Annotated in this window: 6 protein-coding genes and 1 other RNA gene; 2 read left to right on the forward strand and 5 right to left on the reverse strand. The window is 67.1% G+C overall.

Going from position 1 to position 15,018, the window contains the following annotated elements; all coding sequences use genetic code 11:
• Nucleotides 1-12 precede the first annotated feature (12 nt).
• Together AC13GF_RS02880 and AC13GF_RS02885 are read right to left on the reverse strand one after the other, a co-directional pair.
• Nucleotides 13-10,896, reverse strand: a complete 10,884-nt coding sequence (locus tag AC13GF_RS02880) for an autotransporter-associated beta strand repeat-containing protein (RefSeq protein ID WP_483003175.1) — start codon at nucleotides 10,894-10,896, stop codon at nucleotides 13-15.
• Between the two features lie 358 nt (nucleotides 10,897-11,254).
• Nucleotides 11,255-11,572: a DMT family transporter gene (locus tag AC13GF_RS02885; RefSeq protein WP_099553816.1), complete on the reverse strand. Its 318-nt coding sequence runs from the start codon at nucleotides 11,570-11,572 to the stop codon at nucleotides 11,255-11,257.
• Nucleotides 11,573-11,872: 300 nt separating this feature from the next.
• Between AC13GF_RS02885 and ffs the strand changes: the two genes are divergently transcribed.
• Nucleotides 11,873-11,969: signal recognition particle sRNA small type (ffs, locus tag AC13GF_RS02890), an RNA gene on the forward strand.
• Between the two features lie 78 nt (nucleotides 11,970-12,047).
• Here ffs and AC13GF_RS02895 read toward each other — a convergent pair.
• The 3 genes from AC13GF_RS02895 to AC13GF_RS02905 are packed head-to-tail and all read right to left on the reverse strand — an operon-like array spanning nucleotide 12,048 to nucleotide 13,950.
• Nucleotides 12,048-12,437, reverse strand: coding sequence for a nuclear transport factor 2 family protein (locus AC13GF_RS02895; RefSeq protein WP_483003177.1), 390 nt, complete (start codon nucleotides 12,435-12,437; stop codon nucleotides 12,048-12,050).
• Nucleotides 12,434-13,201 carry an MBL fold metallo-hydrolase gene (locus tag AC13GF_RS02900; protein ID WP_126930337.1) on the reverse strand — a complete coding sequence of 256 codons (768 nt, stop codon included), beginning with the start codon at nucleotides 13,199-13,201 and terminating at the stop codon, nucleotides 12,434-12,436. Before AC13GF_RS02900 ends, AC13GF_RS02895 begins: the two co-directional genes overlap by 4 nt.
• Nucleotides 13,201-13,950 carry a 3-deoxy-D-manno-octulosonic acid kinase gene (locus AC13GF_RS02905; protein WP_295554485.1) on the reverse strand — a complete coding sequence of 250 codons (750 nt, stop codon included), beginning with the start codon at nucleotides 13,948-13,950 and terminating at the stop codon, nucleotides 13,201-13,203. Before AC13GF_RS02905 ends, AC13GF_RS02900 begins: the two co-directional genes overlap by 1 nt.
• 20 nt (nucleotides 13,951-13,970) lie before the next feature.
• On the opposite strand from AC13GF_RS02905, the gene AC13GF_RS02910 reads away from it, so the two are divergent.
• Nucleotides 13,971-15,017: a glycosyltransferase family 9 protein gene (locus AC13GF_RS02910; RefSeq protein WP_483003180.1), complete on the forward strand. Its 1,047-nt coding sequence runs from the start codon at nucleotides 13,971-13,973 to the stop codon at nucleotides 15,015-15,017.
• Nucleotide 15,018: the final 1 nt, after the last annotated feature.

The following is a 15,018-nucleotide window of genomic DNA, read 5'->3' on the forward strand; positions in this document are numbered from 1 at the left end:
GGCATCCCCTGCTCAGAATCCGACGCGCAGGTTGATCTGCCCGCCGACATCGCGGCGGCCATCGCCGTGCTGGCCCTGCACGAACATCGACAGCTGGCTGTTGCGGCCGAGCCCAACCGCCACGCCCACCTGGCTGACCAGCGCATTGCGTGCCATCACCGCGCTGTAGACGTCGAAGGCATTGCCACCGACGGCGAAGCGGTTGCGGCTGGCCACATCGGTGTCACCCGAAGCGTGCTGCCAGCCGAGGCCGACGGTCAGCTGCGCCGGGAAGCGCTCGCCGCTGCCCACGTCCCAGCGTCCACGCACGCCCACGGTGCTGACATTGAGCGTGTCCTTGCCGCCTTCCAGCTCCAGTGCAGCGGTGCCGCCCTGCTCCACTGCGCGATCGCTGTCGACCCAGTGCTTGGTGAACTGCACGTACGGCTGCAGCTGGGTCTTGCCGTGGGTCCAGGTCCAGCTGCCCTCCACCTGCGCGATGGTCACATCCGAGTCCTGGCGGCTGTACAGGGTCTGGCCCAGCAGCGGCACCTCACGCGTGGTACGCGTGCGGTAATCACCGCGCGATACGCTGCCACCGACCGCAAAGCCGTTGTTCCACTGGCCCTGCGCATACAGGCCGAACGTGTTGCCGCGCAGGCGGGCCCGCGAGCTGCGATCGTACAGGCGCGTATCCAGCCGCTCGTTGCCTGCGGCCGCGCCCAGCACCACGTGCTCGCCCAGCTGCCAGTCCACGCCCGCCATCAGCGCATTGCGGTTGGAGCGGATGTCATCGCCGTTGCCGTCACCGTCCTGGCGGAACACCTTGCCACTACCGGCCAGCCAGGCCGAGGCACGCTCACCACGCACGGTCGGCAGCTCACTGCCCAGACGCTGGCGGATGCCCTCTTCCAGGTAGTTGTCGTACAGCAGCACCGCACGGCTGGCCGCATGCACTTCACCGGACAGCTGGTCGAACGCCGCGCGCGCGGTACCCGCGTCATACATCAACAGCGTGTTGTACAGGCCCAGTGCCGAACCACTCTGCGGCAGGCTGTCCAGCGCTGCAGCGGTGTTGTACTGGTTGCGCGTCTTCGCCGCCGTGGTGAATGCCGCGGTCTGCGCCACGTCGATCTGCAGGTTGGCCGTGTTGGCGGTATAGACCGGGGTGATGGTCAGGAAGGCCGACGGCGTGGTCGCCGAGGCGAACTGCCCGCTCACGCCACCGCCCGCGTTGACCACGGTGTACTGCTGGCCCTGCTGGTAGCTGGTGCTCGGCGAAATGGTGTTCACCTGCACAGTGCTGCCACCCACGTTGGCACTGCCGCCCACCTGCACCGTGTCGCTGCCGGTGGCACCCAGATCGATGCCAAGCGTGCTGCCCGGCGACAGGGTCAGGTTGCCCCCCACCGTGATCGTGCTGGTGCCATTGCCCGCACCGCTGCCGTTGCCCGGGCCATTGCCCGGCGACAGCACGCCGCCGGTGGATACCGTCACGCCACCGCCGGTGCCACCGATGGTGCCGGTGCCGGACAGCGTGGTGCCGCTGCCGATGGTCCACTGGCCGCCGATGTTGCCGGTGACATTCAGGCCGCCGCCGGTGACCTGGCCGGTACCGCTGAAACCACCGCTGTTGCCGCCGAGGTTCAGACCGCCCGGACCAGCCTGCACGATGCTGCCGCCACCGCTGATGGTGCCGCCCAGCGTAGTGGTGCCACCGGTGTTGATGACCAGGCCACCGTTGTTGCTGATGTTGCCGGTGATGGAACCGCTGGCCCCGCCGTTGCCGACCTGCACCGTGCCACCCGCATTGATGGTGGTGCCGCCGGTGTAGGTGTTGTTGCCGGTCAACGTGATGGTGCCGTTGCCGGCCTGGGTCAGGCCACCACTGCCACTGATGGTGCCGCCGACGGTGGTATTGCCACCGACGTTGAACACCAGGTTGCCATTGTTGCTGACGTTGCCGGCAATCGATCCGCTCGCGCCGCCGTTGCCAACCTGCAGCGTGCCGCCGGTGTTGATGGTGGTGCCGCCGGTATAGGTGTTGTTGCCGCCCAGAATCAGTGTGCCGCTGCCGGCCTGGGTCAGGCCACCGCTGCCGCTGATGGCGCCGCCGACGGTGGTGTTGCCCCCCACGTTGAACACCAGGCTGCCGTTGTTGGTGACGCTGCCGCCGATCGCACCGGTGGCGCCACCATTGCCCACCTGCAGGGTGCCACCGGCAGTGATGGTGGTCGGGCCGGTATAGGTGTTGTTGCCGGTCACGGTCAGTGTGCCGCTGCCAGCCTGGGTCAGGCCGCCGCTGCCGCTGATGGTGCCGCCCAGCGTGGTGTTGCCGGCCACGTTGGACACCAGCGAACCGTTGTTGGTGATGTCACCGACGATCGACCCCGTCGCACCACCATTGCCCAGCTGCAGCGTGCCGCCGGCGTTGATGGTGGTACCGCCGGTGTAGGTGTTGGTGCCGGTCAGCACCAGCGACCCACTGCCCGCCTGGGTCAGGCCACCCGTACCGCTGATGGTGCCGCCCAGCGCGGTGTTGCCGGCCACGTTGGAAATCAACGCACCATTGTTGGTGATGTCACCGGCGATGGCGCCGGTTGCCCCGCCGTTGCCCACCTGCAGCGTGCCGCCGGCATTGATGGTGGTGCCGCCGGTGTAGCTGTTGTTGCCGACCAGGGTCAGCACGCCGGCGCCGGCCTGGGTCAGGCCACCACTGCCGCTGATCGCACCACCGACCGTGGTGTTGCCGCCGACGTTGAACACCAGGCTGCCGTTGTTGGCGACGTTGCCGGTGATGGCGCCGGTCGCACCGCCATTGCCCACCTGCAGCGTGCCACCGGTATTGATGGTGGTGCCGCCGGTATAGGTGTTGTTGCCGGTCAGGGTCAGCGTGCCGGCACCGGCCTGGGTCAGGCCACCAGCGCCGCTGATGGTGCCGCCCAGCGTGGCGTTGCCGGTCACGTTGGACACCAGCGCACCGTTGTTGGTGATGTCACCGACAATCGCACCGCTCGCACCGCCGTTGCCGACCTGCAGCGTGCCACCGGCATTGATGGTGGTACCGCCGGTGTAGGTGTTGTTGCCGGTCAGCACCAGCGTGCCACCGCCGGCCTGGGTCAGCCCGCCGCTGCCGCTGACCACGCCGCCCACGGTTGCCGTGGTGCCGAGGTTGTAGACCAGGCTGCCGTTGTTGGTGATGTCTCCCAGCACCGAGCCGGTGCTGCCGCCGTTGCCGATCTGCAGCGTGCTGCCGCCATTGATGGTGGTGCCGCCGGTATAGACGTTGTCGCCGCTCAGGGTCAGCGTGCCGGTGCCGCTCTGCACCAGGCCGCCGGTGCCACTGAGCACGCCGCCGAAGGTGGTGCTGCCGTTGTTGCCGCCGGTGGTCAGGGTTGCACCACCCAGCACCACGCTGGAGCCGGTTACGCCAGCCAGGCCACCGATGCTCTGGCTGCCACCGGCACTGATGTCCAACGTGCCAGCGCCGGCCAGGTTCACCGTGCTGGCACCGGACAGGCTGCCACCGGCCGCCACCGCCAGCGTGCCGCTGTTGATGGTGGTGGCACCGGTATAGGTGCTGGCACCGCCCAGGGTGACCGTCGCTGCGCCATCCTTGAGCAGGCCGCCAGCGCCGCTGATCGGGCCGTTCAAGGTCAGCGCATTGCTGCCGGCCAGGGTCAGCGTGCCGCTGGCCAGCTGCACGGTGTTGGCCAGGGTCAGCGCGGTGGTGCCGTCCAGGCTGGCATTGCCGCCCACGGTCAGCGTGCCGGTTCCCAGTGCATCGTTGTTGCCCAAGGCAAGGCCACCGGCATTGAGTGCCACGCCGCCACTGAAGGTATTGCTGCCAGTCAGGCCCTGGATGCCAGCGCCGTTCTTCACCAGGCCGCCGGTGCCGGTGATGTCACCAGCGAATGTAGTGTTGCCCACGCCATTGAGTGTCAGCGTGCTGCCACCCAGCGCCACGGTGCTGCCGGCCACGCCGGCCAGCGAGCCGATGGCCTGCGGGCCACCCGCACTGATGTCGAAGGCGGTACCGGCGTTGGCCAGGTTCACCGCACCGGTCGCAGCCAGGCTGCCACCGGCGCCGATCGCCAGCGTGCCAGCGTTGATGGTGGTGCCACCGGTGAAGGTGTTGGTGCCGGTCAACGTCTGGGTACCCGAACCTTCCTTGATCAGGCCACCGGAGCCCGCCACCGAACCACTGAAGGTGCCATTGGTAGCGCCTCCGATCGTCAGCGTGTTCGCGCCCAGGTTCACCGTACCGCTGCCGATCAGGGTACCGAACTGCTGCGTGCCGCTACCCGCCGACAGATCGAAGGTCGCACCCGAGGCCAGGTTGACGATGCCACTGGCGTGCAGGCTCGCGCCGGCGCCCAGTGCCAACGTACCGGCGTTGATGTTGGTGCCACCGGTATAGGTATTGGTGCCGTTCAAGGTCAGCGTCGCTGCTCCCTCCTTGGTCAGGCTGCCGGTACCACTCAGGTTGCCGTTGAGGGTGAGGTTGTTGCTGCCGAGTACGGTCAATCCGTTGTTGAGGATGAAGTTGTTGGCCAGCGTCACCGCGGTGTTCGAATCGAGCGTAGCCGCGCCTCCAACCGTCACCGCACCGGTGCCCAGCGCAGCGTTGTTGCCGACCACCAGGCCACCGGCGTTGAGCGCCACGCCACCGCTGAAGGTGCTGGCGCCATTGAGCGTCTGCACGCCTGCGCCGTTCTTGATCAGGCCACCATTGCCGCTGATCGCACCGTTGAAGGTGCTGTCCACCGTGCCGCCCAGGGTCAGCGTGCTGCCGCCCAGAGCCACCGTGCTGCCAGCCACGCCGGCCAGCGAACCGATGGCCTGGTTGCCCGCCGAGATATCGAGCGTGCCGGTGCCGGCCAGGTTCACCGCGCCGGTTGCGGCGAGGCTGCCACCGGCACCGATCGCCAGCGTGCCGCTGTTGATGGTGGTACCACCGGTGTAGGTGTTGGCACCGCTCAGGGTTACGGTGGCCGCACCGTCCTTGATCAACCCACCCGTACCCGAGATCACGCCGCCCAGCGCCAGCGCCTGGCTGCCGAGCAGGTCAAGATTGGCACCCGATGCGAGGTTGATGTTGTTGGCCAGGTTGACGCCGGTCGATGCATCCAGTGTCGCGTTGCTTCCGACCGTCAACGCACCGCTGCCGAGCGCAGCGTTGTTGCCGACCACCAGTCCACCGCCGTTGAGTGCAACGCCACCACTGAACAGATTGGCGCCGCCCAGCGTGAGGATGCCGGCGCCGTTCTTGACCAGGCCACCGGTGCCGGAAATCGCGCCATCGAAGAGGCTGCTGCCCACACCACCGAGTGTCAGCGTCTGTGCCCCCAGGCTCACCGTCGAGCCGGCCACGCCGTTCAACGACCCGATGGTCTGGTTGGCCCCTGCGGTGGAGATATCGAAGCCGGTGCCTGCAGCGCTCAGCGTCACCGCACCGGTCGCCGCCAGGCTGCCGCCCGGGCCAATCGCCAGCGTGCCAGCATTGATGAAGGTGCCGCCGGTGTAGGTGTTGGCACCGGTCAGCGTTTCGATGCCCGTACCGACCTTGGTCAGGCCACCGGTACCTGCGATCGAGCCACTGAAGGTGCCATTGGTGGCGCCGCCGACTTCGATCGAGTTGGCACCGAGGTTCACCGTACCGTTGCCGACCAGCGTGCCGAACACCTGCGTGCCGCTGCCAGCAGACAGATCCAGCGTGGCACCGGTGGCGAGGTTGACGGTACCGCTCGCCGCCAGGCTGGCACCAGCACCCAGCGCCAGCGTGCCGGCGTTGATGTTGGTGCCACCGGTATAGGTGTTGATGCCATTCAAGGTCAGCGTTGCGCCGCCATTCTTGGTCAGGCTGCCGGCCCCGGAAAGAACACCGTTGAGCGTCAGCGCATTGCTGCCGAGCACGGTCAGCCCGGCGTTGAGCGCGATGTTGTTGGCCAGCGTTGCCAGGCCGGTGGTATCCAGCGTGGCGGCACCGCCGACGGTCAATGCCCCCGTGCCCAGGGCCGCGTCATTGCCGAGCACCAGCCCGCCGGCGTTGAGCGTCACGCCGCCGCCAAAGGTGTTGGCGCCGGACAGCGTCTGTACGCCCGCGCCTACCTTGACCAGACCGCCACCGCCACTGATCACGCCGTCGAAGGCGGCATTGCCGGCCGTGCCGAAGGTCAACGAATTGCCGCCCAGCGTCAGCGTGCTTCCGCCCGCACCGTTGAGCGCGCCGATGGTCTGGCTGCTGCCGGCACCGGAGATATCGAAGCCAGCACCTGCGCCCAGCGTGATATCACCCGCTGCGGCAAGACTGCCGCCCGTGCCCAGCGCCAGCGTACCGGCATTGATGGTGGTGCCGCCGGTGTAGGTATTGGCACCGGACAGCGTCAGCGTGGTAGCGCCGTTCTTGATCAGGCTGCCGTTGCCACCGACCACACCCGACAGCGTCAGCGCATTGCTGCCCGGCAACGTCAGTGCAACGCCCGAGCCCAGCGTGACCGCATTGCCGAGCGTCACCGCCGCGCCCGCATCCAGCGTGGTGCTGGCATTCACCGCCAGCGCGCCGGTACCGAGCGCACCATTCGCACCGACCACCAGGCCACCGCCGTTCAAGGTCAGGCCGCCACCGAAGGTATTGGTGTTGTTGAGCGTCAGCAGGCCGGCACCGTTCTTGATCAGGCTGCCGTTGCCGGCCACCACGCCACCGAGGGTGACATCGCTGCTGCCGCCCAGGGTCAGCTGCGTGCCTGCGCCAAAGTTCACCGCGTTGGCCAGGTTCAGCGCCACCGTGCTGTCCAACGTGGTGGTGCCGCCGATGCCCAGCGCACCGGTACCCAGGGCGCCGGCATTGCCCAGCACCAATCCGCCCGCGTTGAGCGCAAGGCCACCACTGAAGGTGTTTGCACCGGACAGCGTCTGCACGCCCGTACCCGTCTTGATCAGGCCACCGGTACCACCGATCACACCGGCAAAGCTGCCGTTGCTGGCACCGCCGAAGGTGAGCGACTGCGCGCCCAGTGCAAGCTGGCTGCCCGCCACGCCGCTCAGGGTGCCGATGGTCTGTGCTGCACCGGCTGCGGAGATGTCCAGTATCGCGCCCGCACCAGCAAGGTTCACCGCACCGGTCGCGGCCAGACTGCCGCCTGCCCCCAACGCCAGCACACCGGCATTGATCGTGGTGCCGCCGGTATAGAGATTGGCACCGGACAGGGTGAGTCGTGCCACGCCATCCTTGGTCAACCCACCTGCACCAAATACCGGCCCGGTGAGCGTCAGGTCATTGCTGCCCAGCACGGAAAGATTGGCACCGGCAGCGAGGCCGATGTTGTTGCTTACGGTCAGCGCCGTTGTGGCGTCCAGCGAAGCGTTGCCGCCCACGTCCAGCTGACCGGTACCCAATGCCAGTGCATTGCCCAGCTGCAGCACACCCGCGTTGAGGCCAACACCCCCGCTGAAGGTATTGGGCCCATTCAACGCCAGTGTCGCCGCGCCATTCTTGACCAGGCTGCCGGTGCCGCTGATGACACCGCCCAGTGAAACGTTCTGGCTGCCCAGCAGGTTCAGTACGGCACTGGTCCCAAGGTTGACGTTGTTGGCCAGATTCAGCGCCACCGAACTGTCCAGCGTGGTATTGGCGCCCACCGATAGTGCACCGGTGCCCAACGCACCGGCATTGCCCAGCAGCAGGCCGCCACCGTTGACGGTCACCCCGCCGCCGAAGGTGTTGGCGCCATTGAGGGTCAAGGTGGTGGCGCCGTTCTTCACCAGTCTGCCCGCACCGGAGACCACCCCACCCAGCGTGATCGCCTGCGAGCCGGGCAGCGACAGCGCGGCACCCGCGCCCAGGGACACATTGTTGGCCAGATTCAGCGGGGCGCTGCCATCGAGCGAGACGCTGCCGCCGATGCCCAGCGTCCCCGTGCCGAGTGCGCCGCTGTTGCCCAGCAGCAGGGCGCCGGCGCTTGCGCTCAAGCCACCATTGAAGGTGTTGGTGCCATTCAAGGTCAGTGTCGACGCGCCGTTCTTGACCAGGCTGCCGGTGCCGGTAATGTCGCCGCCCAGCGTCAGGTTCTGGCTGCCCGGCAGGGTCAGCGCCGCGCCGAGGTTGATCGCATTGCCCAGGTTCAGCGCAGCAGTGGTGTCCAGCGAACCGGTGCCACTGACCGTCAGCGCACCGCTTCCCAGCGCACCGGCATTGCCCAGCACCAGGCCACCGGCCGCAAGATTCACCCCACCGCTGAAGGTATTGGCGCCGGTCAGCGTCTGCACGCCGGTGCCCTGCTTGATCAGGCCACCGGTGCCGCCGATCGCACCGGCGAAGGTCTGGTTGGTGGCATCACCGAAGGTGAGCGTACTGCTGCCCAGCGAAAGCGTGCTGCCCACCACACCGGACAACGCACCGATGGTCTGGTTGCCACCGAGCGAGATATCCAGTTCGGCGCCGGCCCCCGCCAGGCTCACCGCCCCGGTTGCCGCCAGGCTGCCGCCACTGGCCAACGCCACCTTGCCTGCATTCACGTTCAGGCCGCCGGTGAACCCGTTGGCCCCACCCAGCGTCAGCGTGGAGGCGCCGTTCTTGACCAGGCTGCCGGTACCACCGATCACGCCGCCCAGCGTCAGCGCGTTGCCCCCCAGCACATTGAGCGAACCACCCAACCCCAGGTTGATGCCGTTGCCCACGGTCAGTGCCGAGCTGGCATCAAGCGTCACTGCACCACCCACATTCAATGCGCCGGTTCCCAGCGCACCACCGTTGCCGAGCACCAGTCCACCGGCGGTGAGCGACAGCCCTCCACCAAACGTGTTGGCGTTGTTGAGGGTCAGGGTAGCCGCGCCGTTCTTGACCAGGCTGCCGGTACCGCCGATGACGCCGTTGAAGGTCAACGCCTGGTTCCCGGACAGACTGAGGATGCTGCCGGCGCCCAGATTGACCGCGTTGGCGAGAGCAAGCGGCCCGGTGCCATCGAGGGACACGTTGCCGCCGACACTGAGTGCGCCGGTGCCCAGCGCGCCTGCATTGCCCAGCAGCAGGCCGCCGCCGTTGAGCGCGACGCCGCCGGTGAAGGTATTGGCACCAGACAGGGTCTGGGTACCCGTGCCGACCTTGACCAGCGCGCCACCGACACCGCCGATGACGCCGGAGAAGGTGGTGCTGGTGTTCAGGCCGCCCAACGTGAGGCTGCGCGCGCCGAGGTTGAGCGCACCGGATCCGGCAAGCGAGCCGATGGTCTGGCTGGCCGCAACCGAGAGATCGAGGTTGGTACCTGCGCTCAACGAGATCGCACTGGTCGGCGACAGGCTGCCACCGGCACCCAATGCCAACGCACCACCGGTGATCGAGAAGGAGCCCGTGAGCAGGTTGGCACCATTCAGGGTGAGCGTACCCGGACCGGCCTTGACCAGGTTGCCGGCGCCGGAGATCGAACCGTTGAGGCCAAGACTGTTGTTGCCGAGCAGATTGAGCGTGCCGCCCCCGCTGACGATCAGGTTGTTGCTCAGGTTGAACGCGGCGGTGGTGTCCAGCGACGCCGTGCCCCCAACGGTGAGGGCGCCGGAGCCCAGAGCCCCCGCATTGCCCAGCAGCAGGCCGCCGGCATTGAGGTTGACGCCGCCGGAGAACAGGTTTGCGCCGCCGAGAGTGACGATGCCGGTGTTGTTGATCGCCAGGCCGCCAGCGCCAGCCAGCACACCGCCCAGACTGAAGGCGTTGCTGCCGCCGAGGGTCAGGCCCAGGCCGCTGTTGAGCGTGAAGTTGTTGGCCAGATTGAGGCCGCCGGTGCTCGCAGCGATGCTGCCGCCGGCACCTGTAATCGTGCCGGAACCGAAAGCGCCGGCATCGTTGAAGTTGGCCAGGCCGCCATTGAGCGTCACCGCGCCGGCTCCCGACCACGGTCCCTGCAGGTTCCAGGTGCCGCTGTTGACGGTCAGCTTCTGGAAGCCGATGTAGTTGGTCCATCCGATGCTCGATAGCGGACCGTTGTTGGTGGCGTTGTCCTGCAGTACCAGCGTGTTGTTGGCGGCACCGGTACCGGCACCTGCATTGACGGTGCCTGCAGCGGCAACCTTGACCCCGGTAACGCCGGTGATCGTGCCGGCGGCGGCAACGCCTCCAGCGGCGGAAATGGCAGAGCCGGCCAGCGCGGTAAAGGTATTTCCCCCGGTCGAATCGCCAAGGTGCACGCTGCCGTTGACCGTTCCTGCATTGAGGAACGTATTGCCCGTCGAAGCGCCCAGGCCGACCCGCCCGTTGATCGTGTCGTTGTTGGTCACGTTGGCGGCAGCGCCACCATAGGTCACCACCGAAGTCGCATCGGAAACACTACCCAGCCCGATCAACGACATGCTGATCAGGCCATCATTCTTGATGGTGGTCGTGCCGTTGACGTTCTGCGCAACCAGTGCCTGCCCACCAAAACCCAGCAGGGTTGCAAGGTTGACGACACCCTTGATCTGCCCGCCGGTATTGTTGTTGACGATGATCGCGCTGTTGTTGGCCAGGCCATTGCCGACCACCAGGCCGGGCGACGCGAGGATGATCGAGCTCGGATCGATCGTGCCACTGTTGTTGACCGTCACGTTGTCGCCGGTCAGCGTTGCTGCGTTGCCGCCGCCGACAACGGGCGGCGTGCGCAGTGTCGCGCCCGCCAGGACATTCAGCGTGATGCCTGACGTGCTGTTGCTGTAGTTGTTGATGGTGGTTCCGGGGTCACAGGTCACCGTGTTGGTCACCGTGTTGCACGCCGCGAATGCCGATCCGCTGGCCATCGTGGCCGCAAGTGCCACCGCCAGCTGGTGCGCCCGCAATCGCGGCACCCGTGCCGTACAGACCGCGCTTCCGCCGGGATTCTGGGCGACCTCCGAAGCAACCTGCATTACGCCGAGGGCACGATTGAAAACCAGACGGTAAATGCGGTTCATCGGTAAATCTCCATGAAAAGACCGGATGGCATTGCAGGCAGGTTTTTTTGAAGACAATGCGGCCCACCCCGGCTCCCGGCACGGGAACAAGGCCTGGCTCCATTAACTTCTGAAAATCTTCACATCTTCACGCGACCGCACCTGGAACAGGCAGGCCAACGTGTCCGTCAAGGCGAAAACTCCCCGATTTCGCATGACGAATGGCCGCACTGTGCGGCCGATGGCGCCAGCGGCATGTGAATCACGCTCGTTATTTTCATGACGCGCGTCAAATAAAACGGGCGGACAAAATGATTTTGCCGAAAATGCATATACCTGCAGCAGGCGGAGATTCCCTTCTCCGCCCAACCAGATGCGTTCAGCTGCTCGAGAGTTTCATCAGCACCAGGCCGGAAACGATCAATACCGCTGCGCCGATGCGCATCGGGTTGACCTGCTCGCCGAGGAAGACGATGCCGACCACGAACGCGCCGACCGCGCCGATGCCGGTCCAGATCGTGTAGGCGGTGCCCAGCGGCAGGCTGCGCATGGCCACCGCCAGCAGCCAGAAGCTGGCGATCATGCCGATGATCGTAACCACGGTGGGGGTGAGCTTGGTGAAGCCTTCGGACTGCTTCATGGACACGGCCCAGACGATTTCCAGCAGGCCGGCAAACAACAGATAGATCCAGGCCATGACAGCCCTCCTCTTGGTAGGGCCAGGCCGTCCTGGTCATTGATTCCCAATGTGGGGGAGGTCGTTCCTCCTGGCCGGCATTCTAGCAACGCCGGTCGGCCCGGGGCGTTGCCAGCAGACGCGGGTTACAGCCGATTCAGTGCACGAAGCTGGCGTCGATGTACCTGCCTGCGCTATAGTTGTCGTCTGCCATCGGCCAGCCGATGTGCAGTCCGGCTGTGGTCTCCGGCGCATCGCGCGCTGCTTCCCCTGATCCGTGAACCGGCCGCCCACTGGGCGGCCAACGTCTCTATGGTGGCCCCGTCGGCCCCTCGCGACGCTAGGTCGAAAATCCCGCCAGGGCCGGAAGGCAGCAACGGTATCGATCGACGCGGGCGCCGAGGTCAGCCGGCGGGGCCATCGCCTTTTCCGGCGACGCCCCGCCTCTGGTAGATGCCAGCCTTGGTTGGCGCCCTTCGCCGGGCATGGCCCGGTGCTACCGTGCCTCGGGCGTGCCCTGGTGGAACACCACGCGCCACCCTTGCCCATGCCGGCGCCACAGCGAGCTGCGCAGCACCCAGCGTTGCGCCTGGCCATCGACGTGATAGCGGCTGCGGTAGCGCACCTGGGCCAGATCCTCGACCAACAACCACACCGCGTACTGTTCCGATTCGATCAGCACCTGCGCGCGCTCCAATGGGATTTCCTGCAACGCCGCATCACGGCCGTAGCATTGCCCGGAACTGCCGATCTCGCTGAAATCCTCGTCCAGCAGGGCCGCAAGGGACGCGCGATCACCCCGCACCTGCGGCGCATGCAGCGCGCGCTCCAGCGCCTCCAGTTCGGCGGCCAGCGTCGCGTCGGCGGGCTGGCCGGCACCGCTCACGGCGGATCCTGCGCCAGCACGTGCGGTGCAGTGGGGTTGGCCAGCGGCACGCACTGCCCCGGCTGCGCCACGCGGTGGCCGCGCGCGGCCAGCGCCTGACCATCGGCCACGCTGGCATAGTGGTAGAGCATCATCCGCGCCTGCAGTTCCGCGCTGTACTCGCGCTCCAGGTCGTCCACGCCGGTATGCGACGGGTTGCCGTGCAGGCCGCAGTCGTGCGCGATCAGTTCGTTGTCATTGGCGAAGCGGGCCAGCATCTCCGGAACCGGCCGGGTATCGCCGCTCCAGGTCAGCGCGCCCTGCAGGCGCAGGCCATAGGCGGTCTCCGGCCAGTGGTGGCGCACCGGGAACACCTCCAGGCGCACGCCCTCATGCCAGAACGCCTCCCCCACCACGATCAGCTGGAAGGCATCCCAGAAGTTGGCGCCGCCCTCGGCCAGCACGTTCGGGTAGTCCCCGATGCGCCTGTGCAGCAGCGGCACCACGGTGGCAGGCACATACAGGCGCACCTTGCCGCGCCGGTGCGCGTTGAAGAAGGTATCGACGAACAGCCGCTCGAAGCCCGCCACGTGATCCAGGTGCACATGGGTGACGAACAACGCCTGCGGCATGTGGCCGTAGTGCGCCTTGAACGCGGTCAGGCCTTCGCCGCCGCAGTCGATGGTCAGCCACGGACGCCCGTCCCGCTCGATCACCGACATCGGCGACCCCAGCTCGACCGCCGACGCATTGCCGACGCCGAGGAAACGCAACGACCAGTCCATCAGGTGCCCCGGTTCCAGGCCATGTCATAGGCGCGGCGCAGCCGCGCGTAGTCCTTCTGCACGTCTTCCATGCTGCGCTCGCCGCGCAGCTTGATCAGCGAGCGCAGCAGGCGCTTGAGATTGCGTTCGCGCCAGGCGGTGGCCGGGATGCGGATCACCCCGCGGTCGAAGTCGATCAGCCAGCCATGGCCATTGCCGTCGAACAGGATGTTGTGCGCATTGAGGTCGGCATGGTCCAGGCCGGCACGATGGAAGCGGGCGATCAGCCGCCCGGTCTCCTCCCACGGTGCGCCCCGGCCGGCGACCAGCGCGCGGTCGGCCAGCGAACGGACACCCTCGATCCTCTCCATCAGGATCGCGGCCCGGTAGCGCAGGCCCTCGCGCATGTAGAACGCGGCGATTGGCCGTGGCACCGGCAGCTTCTTCTCGCGCAGCGCGCGCATCAGCCGGAATTCGGCGAAGCTGCGGGTCCGGTCCGCGCCACGCCAGAAGTACTGGTCATGGCTGATCTTCGCCGCCAGGCCACCGCGCAGGTAGTGGCGCAGCACACTGGGGCCGAACGGCGCATCAACCAACCAGGCGCTGCCACGGCCGCCCTCACCCACCGGCCGGGCCCTGCTTCCCCAGTGCTGGGGCGAGAACAGGCCGATCTCGGCTTGCCGCAGCCGCTCGCGGTCGAACAGAATGGCCCCGATGCCGCGACCCTCGCGGCATGGCGTCAGCGCTTCATTGGCGTCGAATGCGACCATTTCATTGAGTCTAACAACACATGGCATCAGCGTCCTCCTCCTTGTGCCTCCTGCGCCTGTCTGCACTCGGCGATGTCACCCACGTGGTGCCCCTTGTGCGCACCCTGCAGGCTGCGCGTCCGGACACGCCGATCCACTGGATCATCGACAAGGCCGGCCACAAGCTGCTCGACGGCCTGCCCGGCGTCACCTTCCATGCCTACGACAAGAAGAGCGGCATGGCCGGGGTCAAGGAACTGCGCAGGCAGCTGCCGCCGGGGCGCTTTGAAGCGCTGCTGCAGATGCAGGTGGCATTCCGCGCCAACCTGCTGTCGGCCTTCATTCCCGCAGAGCGCCGCATCGGCTACGACCGCAGCCGATCGAAGGATCTGCACGGTCTCTTCGTCAACGAGCGCATCCCCGACCGCCCCGGCATCCATGTGCTGGACGCCATCGGCAGTTTCTGTGAACCACTTGGCCTGCGCCAGACCGAGGTCAGCTGGGACCTGGCGGTGCCGCAGTCCGCGTATGAGTGGGCCGCCGCGCAATGGCAGGACGATGGCCGCCCGGTGCTGATGATCTCGCCCTGTTCCAGCCACGTGCGCCGCAACTGGTATGCAGACCGCTATGCAGCCGTGGCCAACCACGCCGCACAGCGCGGTTGGCAGGTGGTGCTGTGCGGTGGCCGCAGCGAACTGGAGCGCAGCATGGCCGATGCCATCCAGGCGCAGCTGCACACGCCGGCGCTGGACCTGGTCGGCAAGGACACCCTGAAGCAGCTGCCGGCGCTGCTGGCCCGCGCCCATCTGGTGATGACCCCGGACTCGGGCCCGATGCACATCGCCAACGCGATGGGCGCCAAGGTACTGGGCCTGCATGCGGCCAGCAATCCGAACCGCAGCGGCCCCTATTCCGACCGCCGCTACTGCGTGGACCGCTACGACGATGCCGCGCGCAAGTATCTGGCCAAGCAGGCCGCGGATCTGAAGTGGGGCACCAAGATCGAGTTCGACGATGTGATGGAACTGATCACCGTCGAAGACGGTATCGCCGCCTTCGAACGCTACGTCGCCGACCACCTGGGGTGAG

The organism is Stenotrophomonas sp. 22LJNL06-5-1 (assembly GCF_056861455.1).